Origin of the sequence: Clostridium felsineum DSM 794 (genome assembly GCF_002006355.2) — a bacterium.
GTDB classification, from domain to species: Bacteria; Bacillota; Clostridia; order Clostridiales; family Clostridiaceae; genus Clostridium_S; species Clostridium_S felsineum.
In genome coordinates this window covers 3079634-3093543 of the sequence record NZ_CP096980.1, presented here as the reverse complement: position 1 = coordinate 3093543, position 13910 = coordinate 3079634, and the positions used below count along the sequence as shown (strand labels likewise).

General features: G+C 38.3%; 23 protein-coding genes. 22 read left to right on the top strand and 1 reads right to left on the bottom strand.

All coding sequences use genetic code 11. From position 1 onward, the window contains the following. The first annotated feature begins 406 nt into the window (after window positions 1-406). The 15 genes from CLFE_RS14675 to CLFE_RS14605 all read left to right on the top strand — a co-directional run bounded on the left by CLFE_RS14675 (window position 407) and on the right by CLFE_RS14605 (window position 8574). On the top strand, window positions 407-868 hold the full coding sequence (locus tag CLFE_RS14675) for a thymidylate synthase ThyX (RefSeq protein ID WP_139356096.1): 462 nt from the start codon (window positions 407-409) through the stop codon (window positions 866-868). 278 nt (window positions 869-1146) lie between these two features. Next, entirely contained in the window at window positions 1147-1365 is a 219-nt protein-coding gene (locus CLFE_RS14670) for a hypothetical protein (RefSeq protein WP_077892847.1), read from the top strand. A gap of 101 nt (window positions 1366-1466) precedes the next feature. Then, window positions 1467-1712: a hypothetical protein gene (locus CLFE_RS14665; protein WP_077892848.1), complete on the top strand. Its 246-nt coding sequence runs from the start codon at window positions 1467-1469 to the stop codon at window positions 1710-1712. Window position 1713: 1 nt separating this feature from the next. After that, complete coding sequence (locus tag CLFE_RS14660; RefSeq protein ID WP_077892849.1) at window positions 1714-2487, top strand: hypothetical protein; 774 nt, start codon at window positions 1714-1716, stop codon at window positions 2485-2487. 102 nt (window positions 2488-2589) lie between these two features. Beyond that, window positions 2590-4968 (top strand): DNA polymerase, encoded by a 2379-nt coding sequence (locus CLFE_RS14655; protein ID WP_169850900.1) that lies wholly within the window; start codon window positions 2590-2592, stop codon window positions 4966-4968. 145 nt (window positions 4969-5113) lie between these two features. Next, window positions 5114-5290, top strand: a complete 177-nt coding sequence (locus CLFE_RS14650) for a hypothetical protein (protein WP_169850901.1) — start codon at window positions 5114-5116, stop codon at window positions 5288-5290. Then, window positions 5290-5478 carry a hypothetical protein gene (locus CLFE_RS14645; protein WP_077892851.1) on the top strand — a complete coding sequence of 63 codons (189 nt, stop codon included), beginning with the start codon at window positions 5290-5292 and terminating at the stop codon, window positions 5476-5478. Before CLFE_RS14650 ends, CLFE_RS14645 begins: the two co-directional genes overlap by 1 nt. Then, window positions 5471-5650, top strand: a complete 180-nt coding sequence (locus tag CLFE_RS14640) for a hypothetical protein (RefSeq protein ID WP_077892852.1) — start codon at window positions 5471-5473, stop codon at window positions 5648-5650. The genes CLFE_RS14645 and CLFE_RS14640 overlap by 8 nt, the downstream gene beginning before the upstream one ends. Before the next feature lie 2 nt (window positions 5651-5652). Beyond that, window positions 5653-5952 (top strand): hypothetical protein, encoded by a 300-nt coding sequence (locus CLFE_RS14635; RefSeq protein ID WP_207651362.1) that lies wholly within the window; start codon window positions 5653-5655, stop codon window positions 5950-5952. 2 nt (window positions 5953-5954) lie between these two features. Next, window positions 5955-6179 (top strand): hypothetical protein, encoded by a 225-nt coding sequence (locus tag CLFE_RS14630; protein ID WP_077892853.1) that lies wholly within the window; start codon window positions 5955-5957, stop codon window positions 6177-6179. Between the two features lie 147 nt (window positions 6180-6326). Then, window positions 6327-7220 carry an alpha-amylase family protein gene (locus CLFE_RS14625; RefSeq protein ID WP_077892854.1) on the top strand — a complete coding sequence of 298 codons (894 nt, stop codon included), beginning with the start codon at window positions 6327-6329 and terminating at the stop codon, window positions 7218-7220. A 22-nt stretch (window positions 7221-7242) separates the two neighbouring features. Further along, a complete protein-coding gene (locus CLFE_RS14620) occupies window positions 7243-7416 on the top strand; it encodes a hypothetical protein (RefSeq protein WP_169850902.1) in 174 nt (57 codons plus the stop codon). Between the two features lie 2 nt (window positions 7417-7418). After that, window positions 7419-7571 (top strand): hypothetical protein, encoded by a 153-nt coding sequence (locus CLFE_RS14615; RefSeq protein ID WP_169850903.1) that lies wholly within the window; start codon window positions 7419-7421, stop codon window positions 7569-7571. Window positions 7572-7602: 31 nt separating this feature from the next. Continuing rightward, window positions 7603-8022: a hypothetical protein gene (locus CLFE_RS14610; RefSeq protein ID WP_077892855.1), complete on the top strand. Its 420-nt coding sequence runs from the start codon at window positions 7603-7605 to the stop codon at window positions 8020-8022. A 27-nt stretch (window positions 8023-8049) separates the two neighbouring features. Next, window positions 8050-8574 (top strand): hypothetical protein, encoded by a 525-nt coding sequence (locus CLFE_RS14605; protein ID WP_077892856.1) that lies wholly within the window; start codon window positions 8050-8052, stop codon window positions 8572-8574. A gap of 66 nt (window positions 8575-8640) precedes the next feature. On the opposite strand, the gene CLFE_RS14600 is transcribed toward CLFE_RS14605, so the two are convergent. Continuing rightward, window positions 8641-9042 (bottom strand): helix-turn-helix domain-containing protein, encoded by a 402-nt coding sequence (locus tag CLFE_RS14600; protein ID WP_077892857.1) that lies wholly within the window; start codon window positions 9040-9042, stop codon window positions 8641-8643. Between the two features lie 163 nt (window positions 9043-9205). Here CLFE_RS14600 and CLFE_RS14595 point away from each other — a divergent pair, with 163 nt between their 5' ends. The 7 genes from CLFE_RS14595 (at window position 9206) to CLFE_RS14565 (ending at window position 13576) form a co-directional block, all read left to right on the top strand. Then, window positions 9206-9793, top strand: coding sequence for a deoxynucleotide monophosphate kinase family protein (locus CLFE_RS14595; RefSeq protein ID WP_077892858.1), 588 nt, complete (start codon window positions 9206-9208; stop codon window positions 9791-9793). Then, window positions 9780-10136 carry a hypothetical protein gene (locus CLFE_RS14590; RefSeq protein ID WP_077892859.1) on the top strand — a complete coding sequence of 119 codons (357 nt, stop codon included), beginning with the start codon at window positions 9780-9782 and terminating at the stop codon, window positions 10134-10136. The genes CLFE_RS14595 and CLFE_RS14590 overlap by 14 nt, the downstream gene beginning before the upstream one ends. 47 nt (window positions 10137-10183) lie before the next feature. Continuing rightward, window positions 10184-10540: a hypothetical protein gene (locus CLFE_RS14585; RefSeq protein ID WP_139356098.1), complete on the top strand. Its 357-nt coding sequence runs from the start codon at window positions 10184-10186 to the stop codon at window positions 10538-10540. Between the two features lie 168 nt (window positions 10541-10708). Beyond that, window positions 10709-10981 carry a hypothetical protein gene (locus CLFE_RS14580; protein ID WP_077892861.1) on the top strand — a complete coding sequence of 91 codons (273 nt, stop codon included), beginning with the start codon at window positions 10709-10711 and terminating at the stop codon, window positions 10979-10981. A 246-nt stretch (window positions 10982-11227) separates the two neighbouring features. Then, on the top strand, window positions 11228-11686 hold the full coding sequence (locus CLFE_RS14575; protein ID WP_139356099.1) for a hypothetical protein: 459 nt from the start codon (window positions 11228-11230) through the stop codon (window positions 11684-11686). A 161-nt stretch (window positions 11687-11847) separates the two neighbouring features. Further along, window positions 11848-12669 (top strand): hypothetical protein, encoded by an 822-nt coding sequence (locus tag CLFE_RS14570; protein ID WP_077892863.1) that lies wholly within the window; start codon window positions 11848-11850, stop codon window positions 12667-12669. A gap of 442 nt (window positions 12670-13111) precedes the next feature. Next, window positions 13112-13576 carry a phBC6A51 family helix-turn-helix protein gene (locus CLFE_RS14565; RefSeq protein WP_077892864.1) on the top strand — a complete coding sequence of 155 codons (465 nt, stop codon included), beginning with the start codon at window positions 13112-13114 and terminating at the stop codon, window positions 13574-13576. Window positions 13577-13910: the final 334 nt, after the last annotated feature.

Genomic DNA, 13910 nt, shown 5'->3' with positions numbered 1-13910 from the left:
TACTTAATATTTAAGACAGAGGGTGAAGACGTGGGTTACGGGATACTGATTCTTGAGATATTGACTTCCGCTATAACCTACGTTTGTATTGTGGGATTCAGTAGTTAAAAGAAGGGTGGAGTGTGTAATGGGGATATTAAGGTTTGTTTGGAATAGCTTATGTTTATCCTTTGACTGTATGTGTATCGTTATAGAGTTTTTTCTTGTTATGGTACTACCTGTTATTTTTATTTTTATGGTGGGTGTTGGATTAGTCTATCTTTTGGGAAAGGTGGGGTAAAAAGTGAAAATACAATTCTTAAACAGCAATAAGGCGTGGGGAAAAGTTAAAAGGGCTGCACGAAATACCGTGAATATGGAAGGCATGGGAAAAGAGCCTACTAGCGAATGGAAACGTAGAATGTTGATGGCAGAGCACAGCCCAATCAGAAAGTTAACCGTTGAGTGGAAGTGGGAAGACTTGTATTATTGGGTAAGCACCCACTTTGTAAGGCACTGGTTAGGTATAGTACATTTTGTAGGCACACAGAGAACTGACAGAACAGGAGAAGAAAGAAACAGTAAAGAGCAGGACGCACCCGTAGTTCATGAAGCAGAAGCCAACGCTCAAGCCATGATAAATATTAGTAGGAAAAGACTGTGCTATTTGGCTAGCCCAGAAACCCGTTTAGCTTGGGAAGCTGTAAAGAAGGAAGTACAGAAGGTTGAGCCGGAATTAGCAAGTTGTATGGTTAAAGAGTGTACTTACAGGGGATTTTGTCCGGAATTTATAAGCTGTAACTACCATAAGACGCCACAATTTCAGAAGGAACTAACAGCCTACCGTAATGGTATAAACGGATATAACGGGCATAACGGACATGAGTAAGGGGGAAGTTGTATACGAAGACCATGAGTTTAAGATACTGCACTGTAAAGATTATATACTTGTTAGGAAAGGTTTTCCACACAGTTTCCACTCCCATACTAGGCGGAAAGATGGTTGTTTTCTAATTATGAAGTTCTTCCATGAAAAGCTTATGCCTAGGAATAGTTATTTTGTAGTCAGTATGAAAAGGATATGTACCGAAGAGGAATTCCGCTCACTTAAGATACCAAAGGACAAGCCAAAATACAGGAATACAGGAATTAGGAGGGGTTAAAGATATGGAAAATTGGCTAATACTGTTAGGGATACTTTGTGGGGTAACGGTGCTTTTATGTGCCGTTTCCCTTTATGTATTATACAGATTAAAAGGCATTTCGGATATGCTAAAGGATTTGAATATTGATGTAAAAATGTATGAGCGACTAAAGGCACAGAATAAAGCGAAAAAAAGGAACAGGCACTTCAATGACCAAAAGGTGGGAACGTGGAAAAAATAAGGCAGAAACAAAAAGGGTAAAAACAGTGTCACAACGGTATCTGGAATAACACATTTAAATTGAGCAAACAAAAACTAAAAGAATACCGGGAGGGAATAGTTATGGGAGATGAATTTAAAGTTGGGGATTTAGTTACAGGATTACCTAGTGCTTACGCTATATACCGTTACACTACACCAGATATGGTAGTTGGGGAAGTGATATACGTTAGTCAGACCGGCGAAATAGACATAGAGGTACTGAACCACACAACATCAAGGCACCGTATAGGTGATAGGTTCACTGGTTTAAATCCGAAATATTTCGTTAAAGTAAGCGGGAAAAATACAATAGGGGAGGGCGTTTAGAATGGAGAAGAAAATGGGAAAACTTTTTAGCCAATATGAGCAGTTGTTTGACTTAAGTGGTGGCTATGATATAAACCTAGTAAACGAGTTCTTGGCAGTTAGCAACGACATATATGCTGTTATGGTTAATGATGGGTTTACCTTTAGGGCGGGGGCTGTTAACAGGGAAGAAATAGAGGATATTTTACTAGTAGATTACAGACTTGAACCCGTTAGTATTGAAGCTATGGAGCTGTTAACTGAATTACTAGAACTTGTTATAGAGGTGGATAACTTCCCAATCGCAATAACGTTCCAAAATACAGAGCAGAAAAAGACAGAAAATCCCACAGACCTAATAGGGACTAGCGATAGCCCAGTAACACCCCCAACACCCGCTGAAAAAGAAGTTGAAATAATTTACCTTGATGTATTCGTTGGGGAAGAAATAGAGGTAAGACCTTTAGGCAGTTTTCCGGCAGAATTCGCGAAAGAAAGGGTACTTTACGCACTAGAGCAGACAGCTAAAGAAATAAAAGCAGATTTTACAGAAAGGTACACAATAACCGAATTTACCGCACACACAAGTAAAGGTCTTACCATTGAGGAATTTGCCACAGTATACGAAGACTTTGACGCAGATACTATTGTTGACCACATAAAAGCTTTAGACACACTAATACTTGATAGGATTACAGATATTTCCCTAAACCTTATGCAGATTGAAATTGAGGAAGATGGGGAGGAAGAAGGCGTTATCGAACATTTCCTTATATTCTTAACCTTAAGTAAATAGTACCACAGTATGCCCGTGTTGCTATATTTACATGGGCTATTTGTCTGTTTACCTAGGCTACACAGTTTACCCATTTATCTAATTTGGAAAGGTGGTAGGGCTATGGGAGAAGATTTGCAGTTAAATTTAAGCAGTTTAAAGTTAGGGGAAGGAAAAGGCACGGAAGAAGCAGAAGCAAGGGCAAAGCAGGTCACAGAAAAGAAAGTTAAAGCACGATATATACCAACTTGGGAGGAGGTTTGGGTTACTGGATATGGTAGTAAAAAAGGCATACTACAAACTAAAATATCTGAACTAGATAAGAAGCGACTATTAGATGTGAAAAATGCTGTAGAAATTGGCGAGATAGGCACTGGTGTGGAATCCCTTAATAAATTCAGTAAGTCCCATGCGTTGGGGCTATATAAGCTTCTGTTGGAACAACGAAAGACACAAATAATAGCCGATATGGTCGCAAATAAACCGGAAAATTACTATTTACTTATGGAAAAGGATACGGAACTGTACACGGAATTTATTAGCCTTTTGTACAAGGAAACAGAGATCGGGTTTGATACAGAAACTACTGGACTAGATTACGATAAAGACCATATAGTTGGAATGTCCTTTACATTACCTACAGTGGATAAACATTACTATATACCGATTAGACACGTAGACGCGGAAACAAGGCAACATGTACAAGGGCAGTTATCACCCGCATTTGTATTCAAGGGAATCCGTAATTATCTGGAAGACCCGACAAAAGGTAAAATACTACACAACTTTCTGTTTGACGCCCACATGGTTAAAAGGGAGGGTGTAAGTATTAGGGGTCTGAAAATGGACACCTTGCACGCTATGAAAGTGCTGAACGAAAATGAGCCATCTTATGCCTTGAAAAACCTAGCCACTAAATATGGTAAATACTTTGGGTTTGAAGATAAGTCTATGACATACGAGGAATTGTTCGGTAAGGGTGGATTTGAAGCTACACCACTTGATATAGCCACTGTTTACGCTTGTAAGGATACCCATTTATGCTATAAGTTTAGTAAGTGGCTTGGGGTGCAGTTTGACCGTCTTCCTAAACTAAAACAACTATATTATGAAGTGGAACTGCCTAATACAGAAATCTCTTTTAGCATGGAGCATAACGGTATTTTAGTTGACTTGGATTTTGCGGGTAAATATGCAATTGAATTAGATAAAGAAGTGACTAAAATGGGGGAAAGGTTACAACAGGAAATAGGTGTTGAAAAGATAGACAGTCCTAGACAATTAGCTAACGTAATATATGGGGCTTGGGGTGCGGAAGATAAAAAAGGTAACCAGTCCGTTGACGCTGACACATTAAAATCCCTGTCTAGCAAATACCCAATACTAAAAGAACTACTTACCTACAGGGACTTAAAAAAATTATTATCCACATACTTTAAACCACTGCCAAGTAAAATATGGCAAAGTGATAAAAGGTTACACGGAAAATTTAATCAGCTAGGAACGCATACAGGGAGATATTCCAGTAATGAGCCGAATATGGCTAATATTCCACCAAAAGCCAGACCAATGTTTATAGCACCAGAAGGAAAGATACTGTATGGCGCAGACCTCTCACAGCAAGAGCCCCGTTGTTTGGCGTTACTTTCCGGGGACACAGACTTCCAAGCACCTTATTTAAATGGCGTGGATTTGTATTCCAACTTGGCTTCACGTATCTTCCATAAACCCGTAGAGGAATGTGGGGACGGAAGTAAGTACCGTAAAATGGCGAAAGTAGGATTGTTGGCGAAGCTTTACGGGGTTTCTCCTTATTCAATGTCCCAACAATTGGGTATTACTGTAGAAGAAGCTTTGCAGTTTATGAGTGATTTTGACCGTGCTTACCCTGTAGCAAAAACCTTTATGGACGGTCTAGTTAAACAGGCAGATACTTTAGGTTATGTTGAAACTATGTGCGGAAGGAAAAGAAGGTTTTTAGGTCATACAGAAGTAGCCAAGCAGTACCACAAAGTAGCCCCAAGTTATAAGGAGCTGCGCGAAGAAATAACAGAAATATGTGACGGTGAATTTCCTAAAGAATGGTGGAAGGATAAGCGTATACCAAAACCCTTGCTAAATAAGTATCGTACCGTTAACAAACAGTTTTGGGAAGTAGCCTCGAAGTACAATAGAGTTGCTAGGCAGGCAGTTAATGCGGTAGTACAAGGAAGTTCCGCGGACTATACAAAAACAATTATGCGTAACCTTTACCAGTACTTAAACACCCTAGGGGAGGACTACAAACTTCTCTTAACCATATATGACGAACTTATATTTGAATTACCAGATAATACACCTGTGGAAGTTTTCCAAGAAATAGACAGAATAATGACTAGCGTTGAATGGTTTAAATTCCCTATGAAAACAGATAAGGTTGTTATGTATAGGTGGTATGAGGATATCCCACTTGAAAACTGGCTTGCAGATAGGGACAACTATAATAAGAAAAGGGGACTTTAAAAGAGCGGTGTAACTAACTGCTCTTTTTTCTTGCTCTTCTGCTCTTTTTCCCTTTTTAACTGTCACAACTCCTTTTAGCTATACACATCTCTATTGTAAGGCAAACACAACAACAAAAATACAGATAAAGAAAGGGGTCAAGAATGTGGGTAAGACAGTAGATAGGGTGCGCGGTGTTGAGATATTGGGACATTTGATAGTAGAAAATGACCTTGGTTTAGATGTTTTAGTTAGAGTTACAACGGTACTAGCTTATACAAATGACAGTAATTTCCCACAAGAAGTTGCTAGGTTAAAGAAAATATTAGAGGAGTTGATATAGTGGAAGGGGATAGTAGCAGTAATAGTAAAGAAAGAAGAGAAAAGGTATGCCGTAATTGTGAGTATTTAGGAATACCGTCTGGGCAGTATCCTTGTATATGCTGTACTCATTTGTTATCAGAATATTTCGGTGTAGGAGCAGATTCGGCTGATTATTTTAAGGAGGGGGAGGAATGTGGAAATGAGTAAAAGTAAGAAGGAGAAGAAAGCGTATGTTTACCAGACAACTACATTGGGGGCGTTTACTTACTTGAACAGATATTGTGGTTATACACTAATTGACCTGCACGAAATGGAAGAAGCAGAAATCATAGAGGCGTATATTAACGAAAAATATGGAAAAGAAGAAAAGGGGGAATAGGCATGGGAAAATGTAAAACTAGACTGATACCAAAAGAAGACTTGTTAGATATTTTTTGGGACGATGATTATATATCAGATGAAGTTACAGGCACAAGCAGATGGAGTATTTTTCATGAGATGATATTTGCTTATGATGGAAAAACGTATGCTGTTCAGTATAGCGTGGGAGCAACAGAACTTCAAGACGAACACCCTTTTGATGATGAGGGGGAGTTAGTTGAAGTTGTTGAGATGAAAGAGGTAGAGGTTACTGTTAAAAAGTACGTAGTCGTGAATGTAGAAGAAGAGGGGGAAGAATAACTATGGCTAAAACAACAATTGGATACCTTAATGAGGAGCTAACACCAGAAAAGGCAGTTGAAAAACAGGCGGTCGATTTACATGAGGGGTTGGTACACTTAATAAACGACACAATTCAGTTACTATCAAACTTTGACCAAACTATTAGCGGTGTTGATATTGCTATACATGAAGATAGTAAAGGAAATCCAGTAGTCACTACAAAACTACACTATAAGGTTGGGTAAAGGGGGTTAATGCCCTTGAGAAGAGGGGAGAAAGGTATTTTCATACAGCCAGAATATAAAGTTAAGAAAAGAAAAGTTAAAGGTATCTTTATAGTTATTAGCAACCAAAATAAGAAAGACGGCAAAAGCCGATAAGGGGGACAAACTATGGGTAAAAGGTATAAGATACTGCACGCTTTTCAATGGTCATTTAACGCTATTGCAGAAAATGCACAGAAAATAAAAGAACAGGGATTTGACGCGGTGCAATTCAGTCCTTGTCAAGGCGTTAAAGATGGTGGTTATGAGTTCTGGAAACTTTACCAACCTCTTGATATCGGATTTGTTCCGTCCACACAGCTAGGTAACTTAAAAGAGTATAAAACAGCTATAAAAGCTTGCCATGCTGTAGGATTAAAAGTAGTACAAGATGTAGTACTGCGACACGTAGCTAGTGCAGATAGTGACACCACAATACCACATAGTAAAGTAGCTAAAGATTTACAAAATCCAGAGTATTACATCAATTCCCCGGAACTTACAGACGAAAACAGCAGACTACAGCTAACAACATATAGAACGGGTACGCCAATGTTGGACTATCTTCACCCGTATATTCAAGTAAAGATACGTGCGTTCCTGTATTCGCTGTATTGTATAGAGGTAGACGCTATAAGACTCGATATGGCAAAACATTTCCTATTACCGTCAGAAGGTGGTGGGGGCTTCTTTCTTAAATTATTTAACCGATTTGACCCAGAACTTTCATATGGGGAAACTTTAGACACTGACTCAAAAGTGCTAGACGAAATTACAGAAAGCTGTAAAATACTGTCTTGGTCAGCTAATGTGAAAAGACAGGAAGACAGGGTTTTATACTTTGATAGTCACGATATGCACCACACGTGGCGTTGCTCTGTAAATATGTCTGACGGGGAACGTATCCACAATTGGGAACGTTTATGCCGTGATTTCCCTAACAACAACTTACTGTACTTCCCGAAACCATTTGAGAAACTGTGGGAATCTGAAACAATAAAAAATATAAACACTAAATACTAAATATAACTAGGGGGTAATAAATATGGGTAATTCTGTAGAAAAGCAACTTTTAATAGAAGGATTGGCAATGTATTTAGTAGTACAAGGTGTAGACGCTATTACAAGGGAAGGTATTCTGGATAAGGCGTACTGTATGGATTTGGAAGAACTAATAAAGTATATAGCAGAAATTAAAGAAAACAAAGGGGGCAATTAGCTATGGGTAATAGAAAGATTATGGCAGATAGGATTCTGACCTACTATGTGGTAAAGAAGCAATATACAGAAATGGAACGTTATACATTGGCTGTAGAACTTGCGAAAATGACTGACGCTGAAATTGAAAGGTTATTCGCCCAAATACAAAAATAAAGTAAATAAAACTAATAATGGAGGGGTTAATATGGCAGTATCAAAAGAATTGAAACAGTTTATTGAAAAGGAATATGACCTTAAAATTAAGGCTGTAAGAGCCGAATATAGCGAGAAGTTGCAACAAGCTAATTCACGTTATATAGAAGGGCTTAAGAAAGAGTACCCGTTTAAAGAACTTTCTATAGCGCTAACAATGCTAGATATTTTTAGGGAGGAATATGGCTTACAATACAGCTATTATAATAAGTATTTTATTAAAGATTATGCAGAAATGACGCAGGTTTTTGACGGGTTAGAACCACCAGAAACACAGGAACTTATGGATATAAGGGACACGGAAATAGCGGTATTAAAGAAGGATAAAGAGCGCCTATTAATAAAGCTATCTTTAAAGAAAGATTTTGATGAGATCTCAAAGACATTAGCACAATACGGAATAAGTTTATAGTGAAAAAAATAAGGGAGGGTTTATAGTATGCGTATAGAATTTAAAGGAATGTTTCCGAATGGTGAGAAGTTAATTAAGGCAATTGAACAGGTTATATATGGGGTGCTTGACAATGCAGATTTAGACGGCGCCTTTACAGAAGGTACGTTTGCTTTAGAAAATGTACAGTTTAATGTGGTTTTTAGTGAGGACGGTGGAAATCCCCAATATATAAGCGTACCTAGGGAGATAGAGGGTAAACAGTGTTATGAGGTGCTGTGTATTAGGGCAGAATTAGACGAAAATGGCGACATAAAAGACAGTGTGAATAATGAAGAAGATAGTTTCCACAGTCTTACAGAACTTGAACTAATGGCAGGCGTTGAACACAAATACACAGCTATAGAAAGTGATTACGTGGAAGACCAATTGACACTAGTAGACCAAATGTCCGATACTGAAAAGGAACTAAAGGTATCAGTATTTAAAATAGCAGAAAGCAACGACTACTTAAGGCAATATTTCCATGACGGGGTATTGGTATTTGAGGAAAGGTATAAACAACAACAATAAAAAGAGGGTGGGAATTTACTTTCCCGCCCTTTACTGCTCTTTATGTATATAGCAAAACAACATACCTTAATCTAATCTAGAACCTGCAAGCTTGGCGAAAATAGCTTTTATAGATAACGGTAGCTTCTTTGTTTCTATCCATTCAGTGCGCTCTTTTTCATATTGTATTTTAGTTTCTTCTGTAAATTCAATGTCAAATAATTCGCGTATATCTGTAATTCTCAACGCTATCATTATTGATAAGACGTGAGCTTTATTTATTGAAGTAGTACGCCCGTGGGCTAGTCTGGTTATTATTGACGGTTTAATGCCTGTAATAAGCGAAAGTTTGTTTTGCGTTAGTCCACGTTCCTTTATTAACTGGTCTAACTTGGATACTAACCGAACCTCTTTTTCAGTTTCAATAACGCCCTGCACCTGTGTATTAACTCTTTCGTACATAATGGTTTCTGACCCATTTCTAACCAATTAGAGTTCCTCCTTATTCGTTAATTTTATTAATTTAATTCTACATTAGCTACGGTATAAAGTCAATGAAATTTTTTGTCGAATGTCACAAGCTAACCACCGCTAACACATGTAATATGAGTGGTTAAGAAGTAATGAAAATATAAAGAAGGAGAGGTGCTTTATGGGAATAAAAATAGGTTTAGTGGGTCAATTAAGAAGTGGAAAAAATACAGTTGCAAACCTAATGGAACAGTACTTACTTGAGTATGGGTATGGGGACACCAAAGAGATTGCTTTTGCTGATGGTCTTAAGCAAATAGTTAGGGAGTACTTCCCAGAAGCTATGAAGGACGGGAAGAAGCCACGACACCACTTACAGTTTATAGGGCAACAATTCCGTTTACTTGACCCTAATGTATGGGTTAAATATGCGGATAGAAGGGTAAAGGCGATTAGTCCAACCACTAACATTATAATAACAGATTGTAGACAAGCTAATGAGTATAAGTATCTAGAAGAAAACGGGTTTGAAGTGGTAAAGATAGTGACTAGTCCAGAAATCCAAAGGCAAAGAATAATAGCGGGTGGCGGGGTAGTTATTGAAGAACAGTTGAACCATGAAACAGAAACAGCAGTAGCTCACCTACCAAGTGATTACATTATAGTAAATGACGGAACTTTGTCGGATTTGGACAGAAAGGTATCCGATTTGATGTCCCATATTTTAGGGGCGGAGACAAGGGGGCGTAATGGATATGGGGAAGAATAGGGGTGTATCATACAATGGATATAGGGCTAAAGAGATATTGGACATATTAAAAAGGAAGGACGAACTTGTAACCTATTATGAAAGATGGGGCGACACTAATATGTTTGACCTAGTTTTGGATATGGAAAATATTATAAGTGCTTGTAACTTTACTGATACAGAACTTTTTATATTGGAGAAGCTGTTTGTACAAGGATATACACGTAAGCAAGTGGCTTCAATGCTAAAAGTGACTAGACAAGCTATAGAACGAAAGGTATTTAATATAGAAGCGGAAATTGAAAGAGTATTAGCAAAACACCAAAATAAAAAGGGGAATAACCCAAAAGGAGCGTGTAATTAATGGGGCAATTTTTCAACAATAACAACAATAATAGTAATGAGGTACTTATGGCGTTTGAGGGGCGTATAAAGGAAATTACAGGCAAAAGACCAGTACCAACTATTGAAGAAAGAAAACAGACTATAGACCTACTTAATGACGATTATTTGGAAAAGACCGGACAAACCTTACCACCATACTTTTTGGGAATATTAACAGCATGGTTACTATATGAACAGGAAAAGAAAAAGGAAAAAAACAAAAATAAGGGGGTAGAATACAGTTATTTGACGCAAAAACAACTAGACTATCGTAGGTCAAAGGAAATCTCTGTCAAAGACAACAACCTAGAATTCTTAAACCTAAAATACAACTTGCATATGGACAGCTTGAACCGTAAAAAGAGGGCTGACTTTGAAGAATAGATAGCGGGGGACGTGAAATCCCCCGCTTTTCTGCATGGTAAAAGCGGTCTAAATTACCAAAAAGAAATTAGCAAATGAGGGTTGCTCTTATACGTTAATTTTAGTATACTCTTCTCATAGGGAACAGAGAATAAACACCAAAAACTAAAACTAAAGGAGAGGTTAAATATGGAAAACAAATATATAACAGTAGTAAATAAAGTAGCACACAGTGATGTTAAAGAAACTAAAAAGTATATCAGTAAAGTAGTAGGCGAAAAGGTAAATAAGGTGACTTGCAGAATGACAGAAGGGTTATACAAGGCGACTATCGAATTCACTACAGAAGATAACACAGCAGTTAGTAGGTTAATAATGGTAGAAGAGGAAGGCATGGTTATTCACTACTTATATGATTTTCCGACTGGACTTTGGGAATTTGTTAGTAAGCAAGCGGTATAGTTTAGGAGGGAAAAAGAATGGAAATAGCACATATTTTAACAATTGAGGACGCGGTTTATATACACGATAATTACGGTAAGACAATAGAGGTTAATGACGGAAAATATGTTAAAAGTAGTGTAGAAGTGTAAAAGTGGACGTAACTACAAAAAAGTAAATAATGGAGGGGTTAATATGGGAAAAAGAGGGATAAAGAAAATAGGCAAGATATGCAAGTTAGGGTTAAAGGTAGTTGGCGGGTTGTTAGTGCTATTTATAGTGTTTCTGGTTTGGAGCTTCTTTGCTGATACAGATAAGACACCACCTAAAGCAGAAGTACAGCAGACACAACAGATATCCCAACCGACAGCAGTACCCCAGAAGGCAGGGGACACAAATAGCACAAATAGCACAGATAACACGGCTGAACTGGCTAAATTAAGCGGTATAAAGGCAAGGGTAGGACAGAATACTATTAACCTTTATAACTATGTGACAAGCGGACAGGGAACTATACAAAATATACTTGAACACTGTGACGCGTTGAAATGGGAATTGGTAGACCTTAAAGTCAGTGAATCTCAAAGAGCGGAAGTATCAGCAGATAATTACGAAGTACAGGCAATAGCGAAGGCAATCCAAAAAGGCACAGTTTCACAACAGCAATTAGGAAGATTGGCAGAAATGGCTGACGCAGTAAAAAGTGGCAACAGCAGCACAAAATAGGGATAGTAAATAGGGGGAACAGAAAAATAAGGCGGTTAGGCTTGCAAATGGTGCTTGTCTATCCGCTTTTTGTCGCTCTTTGGGATGGTCACACTGTTGCTCCTTTTAACACATTGTAAGTGAGTATATAGAAGGAAGGGAAGGGAAGGAGGTGGCACGCAATGGAAAAGCTAGGTAATACCGCTATAACTGATTACAGAAAAGCCGGACTGCTTATGTCAAAAGGGTTTGTACCCGAAATAGTACCCATAAGACAGGTTAAGGGAAAAAGTGGAACTACTGTGTTTATATTCGATAGTACAAAGGAATTTCTGAAAGTATACAACAACATAGGCAACTATAAGACACTAGATATTACTGATTATACCGAGGTGGCTGTAGCATATGCAAGACAGTTAAAGAACATGAAAAGCCAGATTCAGACCTTCTATGATAGGGGAATTGCAGACCAGATTTACCCGCTAATGTTACCGGTTTTAAGCAGGTGGGCGGTAAAGTTTGCCAAGCAGTACAACCTAGATTATGAGGAATTGTACAGCGACTTCACTTTGTACCTGTTTTATGTATTGGAGAAACCTAACTTGGCGGACAAGGCAATGGCAAAAGGTCGATTACTGGTAGACAACCTATATATACACTGTAGAAGTAAGGCTATAGACAAATACCGTTATTATGCTAGGGATAAGCGTAAGTACGATAGGACTTTAATTGAAATGCGTAAGCTAATAAGGGTGGCAGATGAAAAAAGCCAACACCCCTATATAGCAGTAGAGTTATTTGTAGCATTAGAGCAATTATTGGTTAAGGGCGTAATAAGTCCGGTAGACTATGCGGTGCTTGCAGGATTGGCGAAAGGTCAGATAACTTGTAAGGATATTCCCGATATAAAAGGGTGGGAAGGCTCTTACAATACAGTTAATAAAAGGTTAAGACGTTACTTGCAGAAAATGGGTGGATTGCTAGAAGAATATGGGGTGCTATAGGCTAACGCAGTACTAAAGGCTAACTCAAAAAAGTTAAAAAAGTTGCTTTTAACATGTCGATTACCCCAAAAAAAACTCGTACTATATATGAACAACGAAGGAAGTGAATAGAGAAATAGACGGTATCACTGTTACCTGCCCATACGGCTCATACTGTTAGAGTAAAGTGCAGAGTAAAGAGGGTAGAATAGTAGAGAATAGGAGTAATAGGGGGATAGAGTTTGGGGGCAGTAGTTGCCTGCCAATGTGCCTAAAAGTAGTTGGTTGCTAACGCAGTTCTAAACCTAATTACGGGTGCTATGTTGCTAACTGAAAAGTTCCTTGTTGCAAATTGGGCGTAAAAAAGGGTAGTTAGTGGCAGTAAGTAGGGAAGGGCAGACAGTAAGCAGTTCTTACACTGTCAACTTGGGTAGGGAAAACACACAGAAAGGGGGCGTTAAATGTGCCTAAAAGAGGAACGCAAAGGCTAGAAGGAACGGACTTTAACGGTAGATTCGGTGAAAAGGAGATAGATGAACGAAGCAAGGAACTCAAGGTCAAACAGCTAACAAATTTACAAAAGATGGTTGCATATGAATTGGCGTATGCACAGTTTACAGGAAAGACCGAAGGGCAGATTGCAGACGAATATAATATCGCAAGAACTACTGTTTGGCGTTGGAAAGGACTACCACAGTTCAATGCAGAAATAAATACCGTTGCACTAGAAATACAGAAGTCTAAACAATTAGACATATTTAGGGCGTTAGATAAGTGTTTAACCAGTGAAAATGAAAAGACTATACTAAAGGCTATAGAACTGTTATCAAGGCAGTTAGGGTTATTCAAAGATAGCGTAGACCAGAATATAAACGTTAGCAGTAAAAAGAGCTTGGAAGACATTTTAAAAGAAGTGGACGACCTGTAAAAAAAATAGGGGAGGGGCTAAATAAATGCCCGTCCCTTTTCTGTTAAATGTACGCGCCCCTTGCTAAATGTACTAGGTACTTACCGCACTTACGCTATACGGCAGTAACCAACTTCGTAGACCTAACAACTGCTACTGTGGATATAGCAGACCTTAAGGGCGTTGTACGTGGGGTAGATTGTGTATAAAAGTGTTGGTTAAGTGTGTCATAAAGTAGTACTATTGAACCACTGTTTGTCCTACCAATACAAGCCGGTTAAGACTGTGCCAAAAGTCAGTGTCAAAAGTATTACAGAAACAACACACTTTTGTTAACAGTTAAATTGGTTTTTAA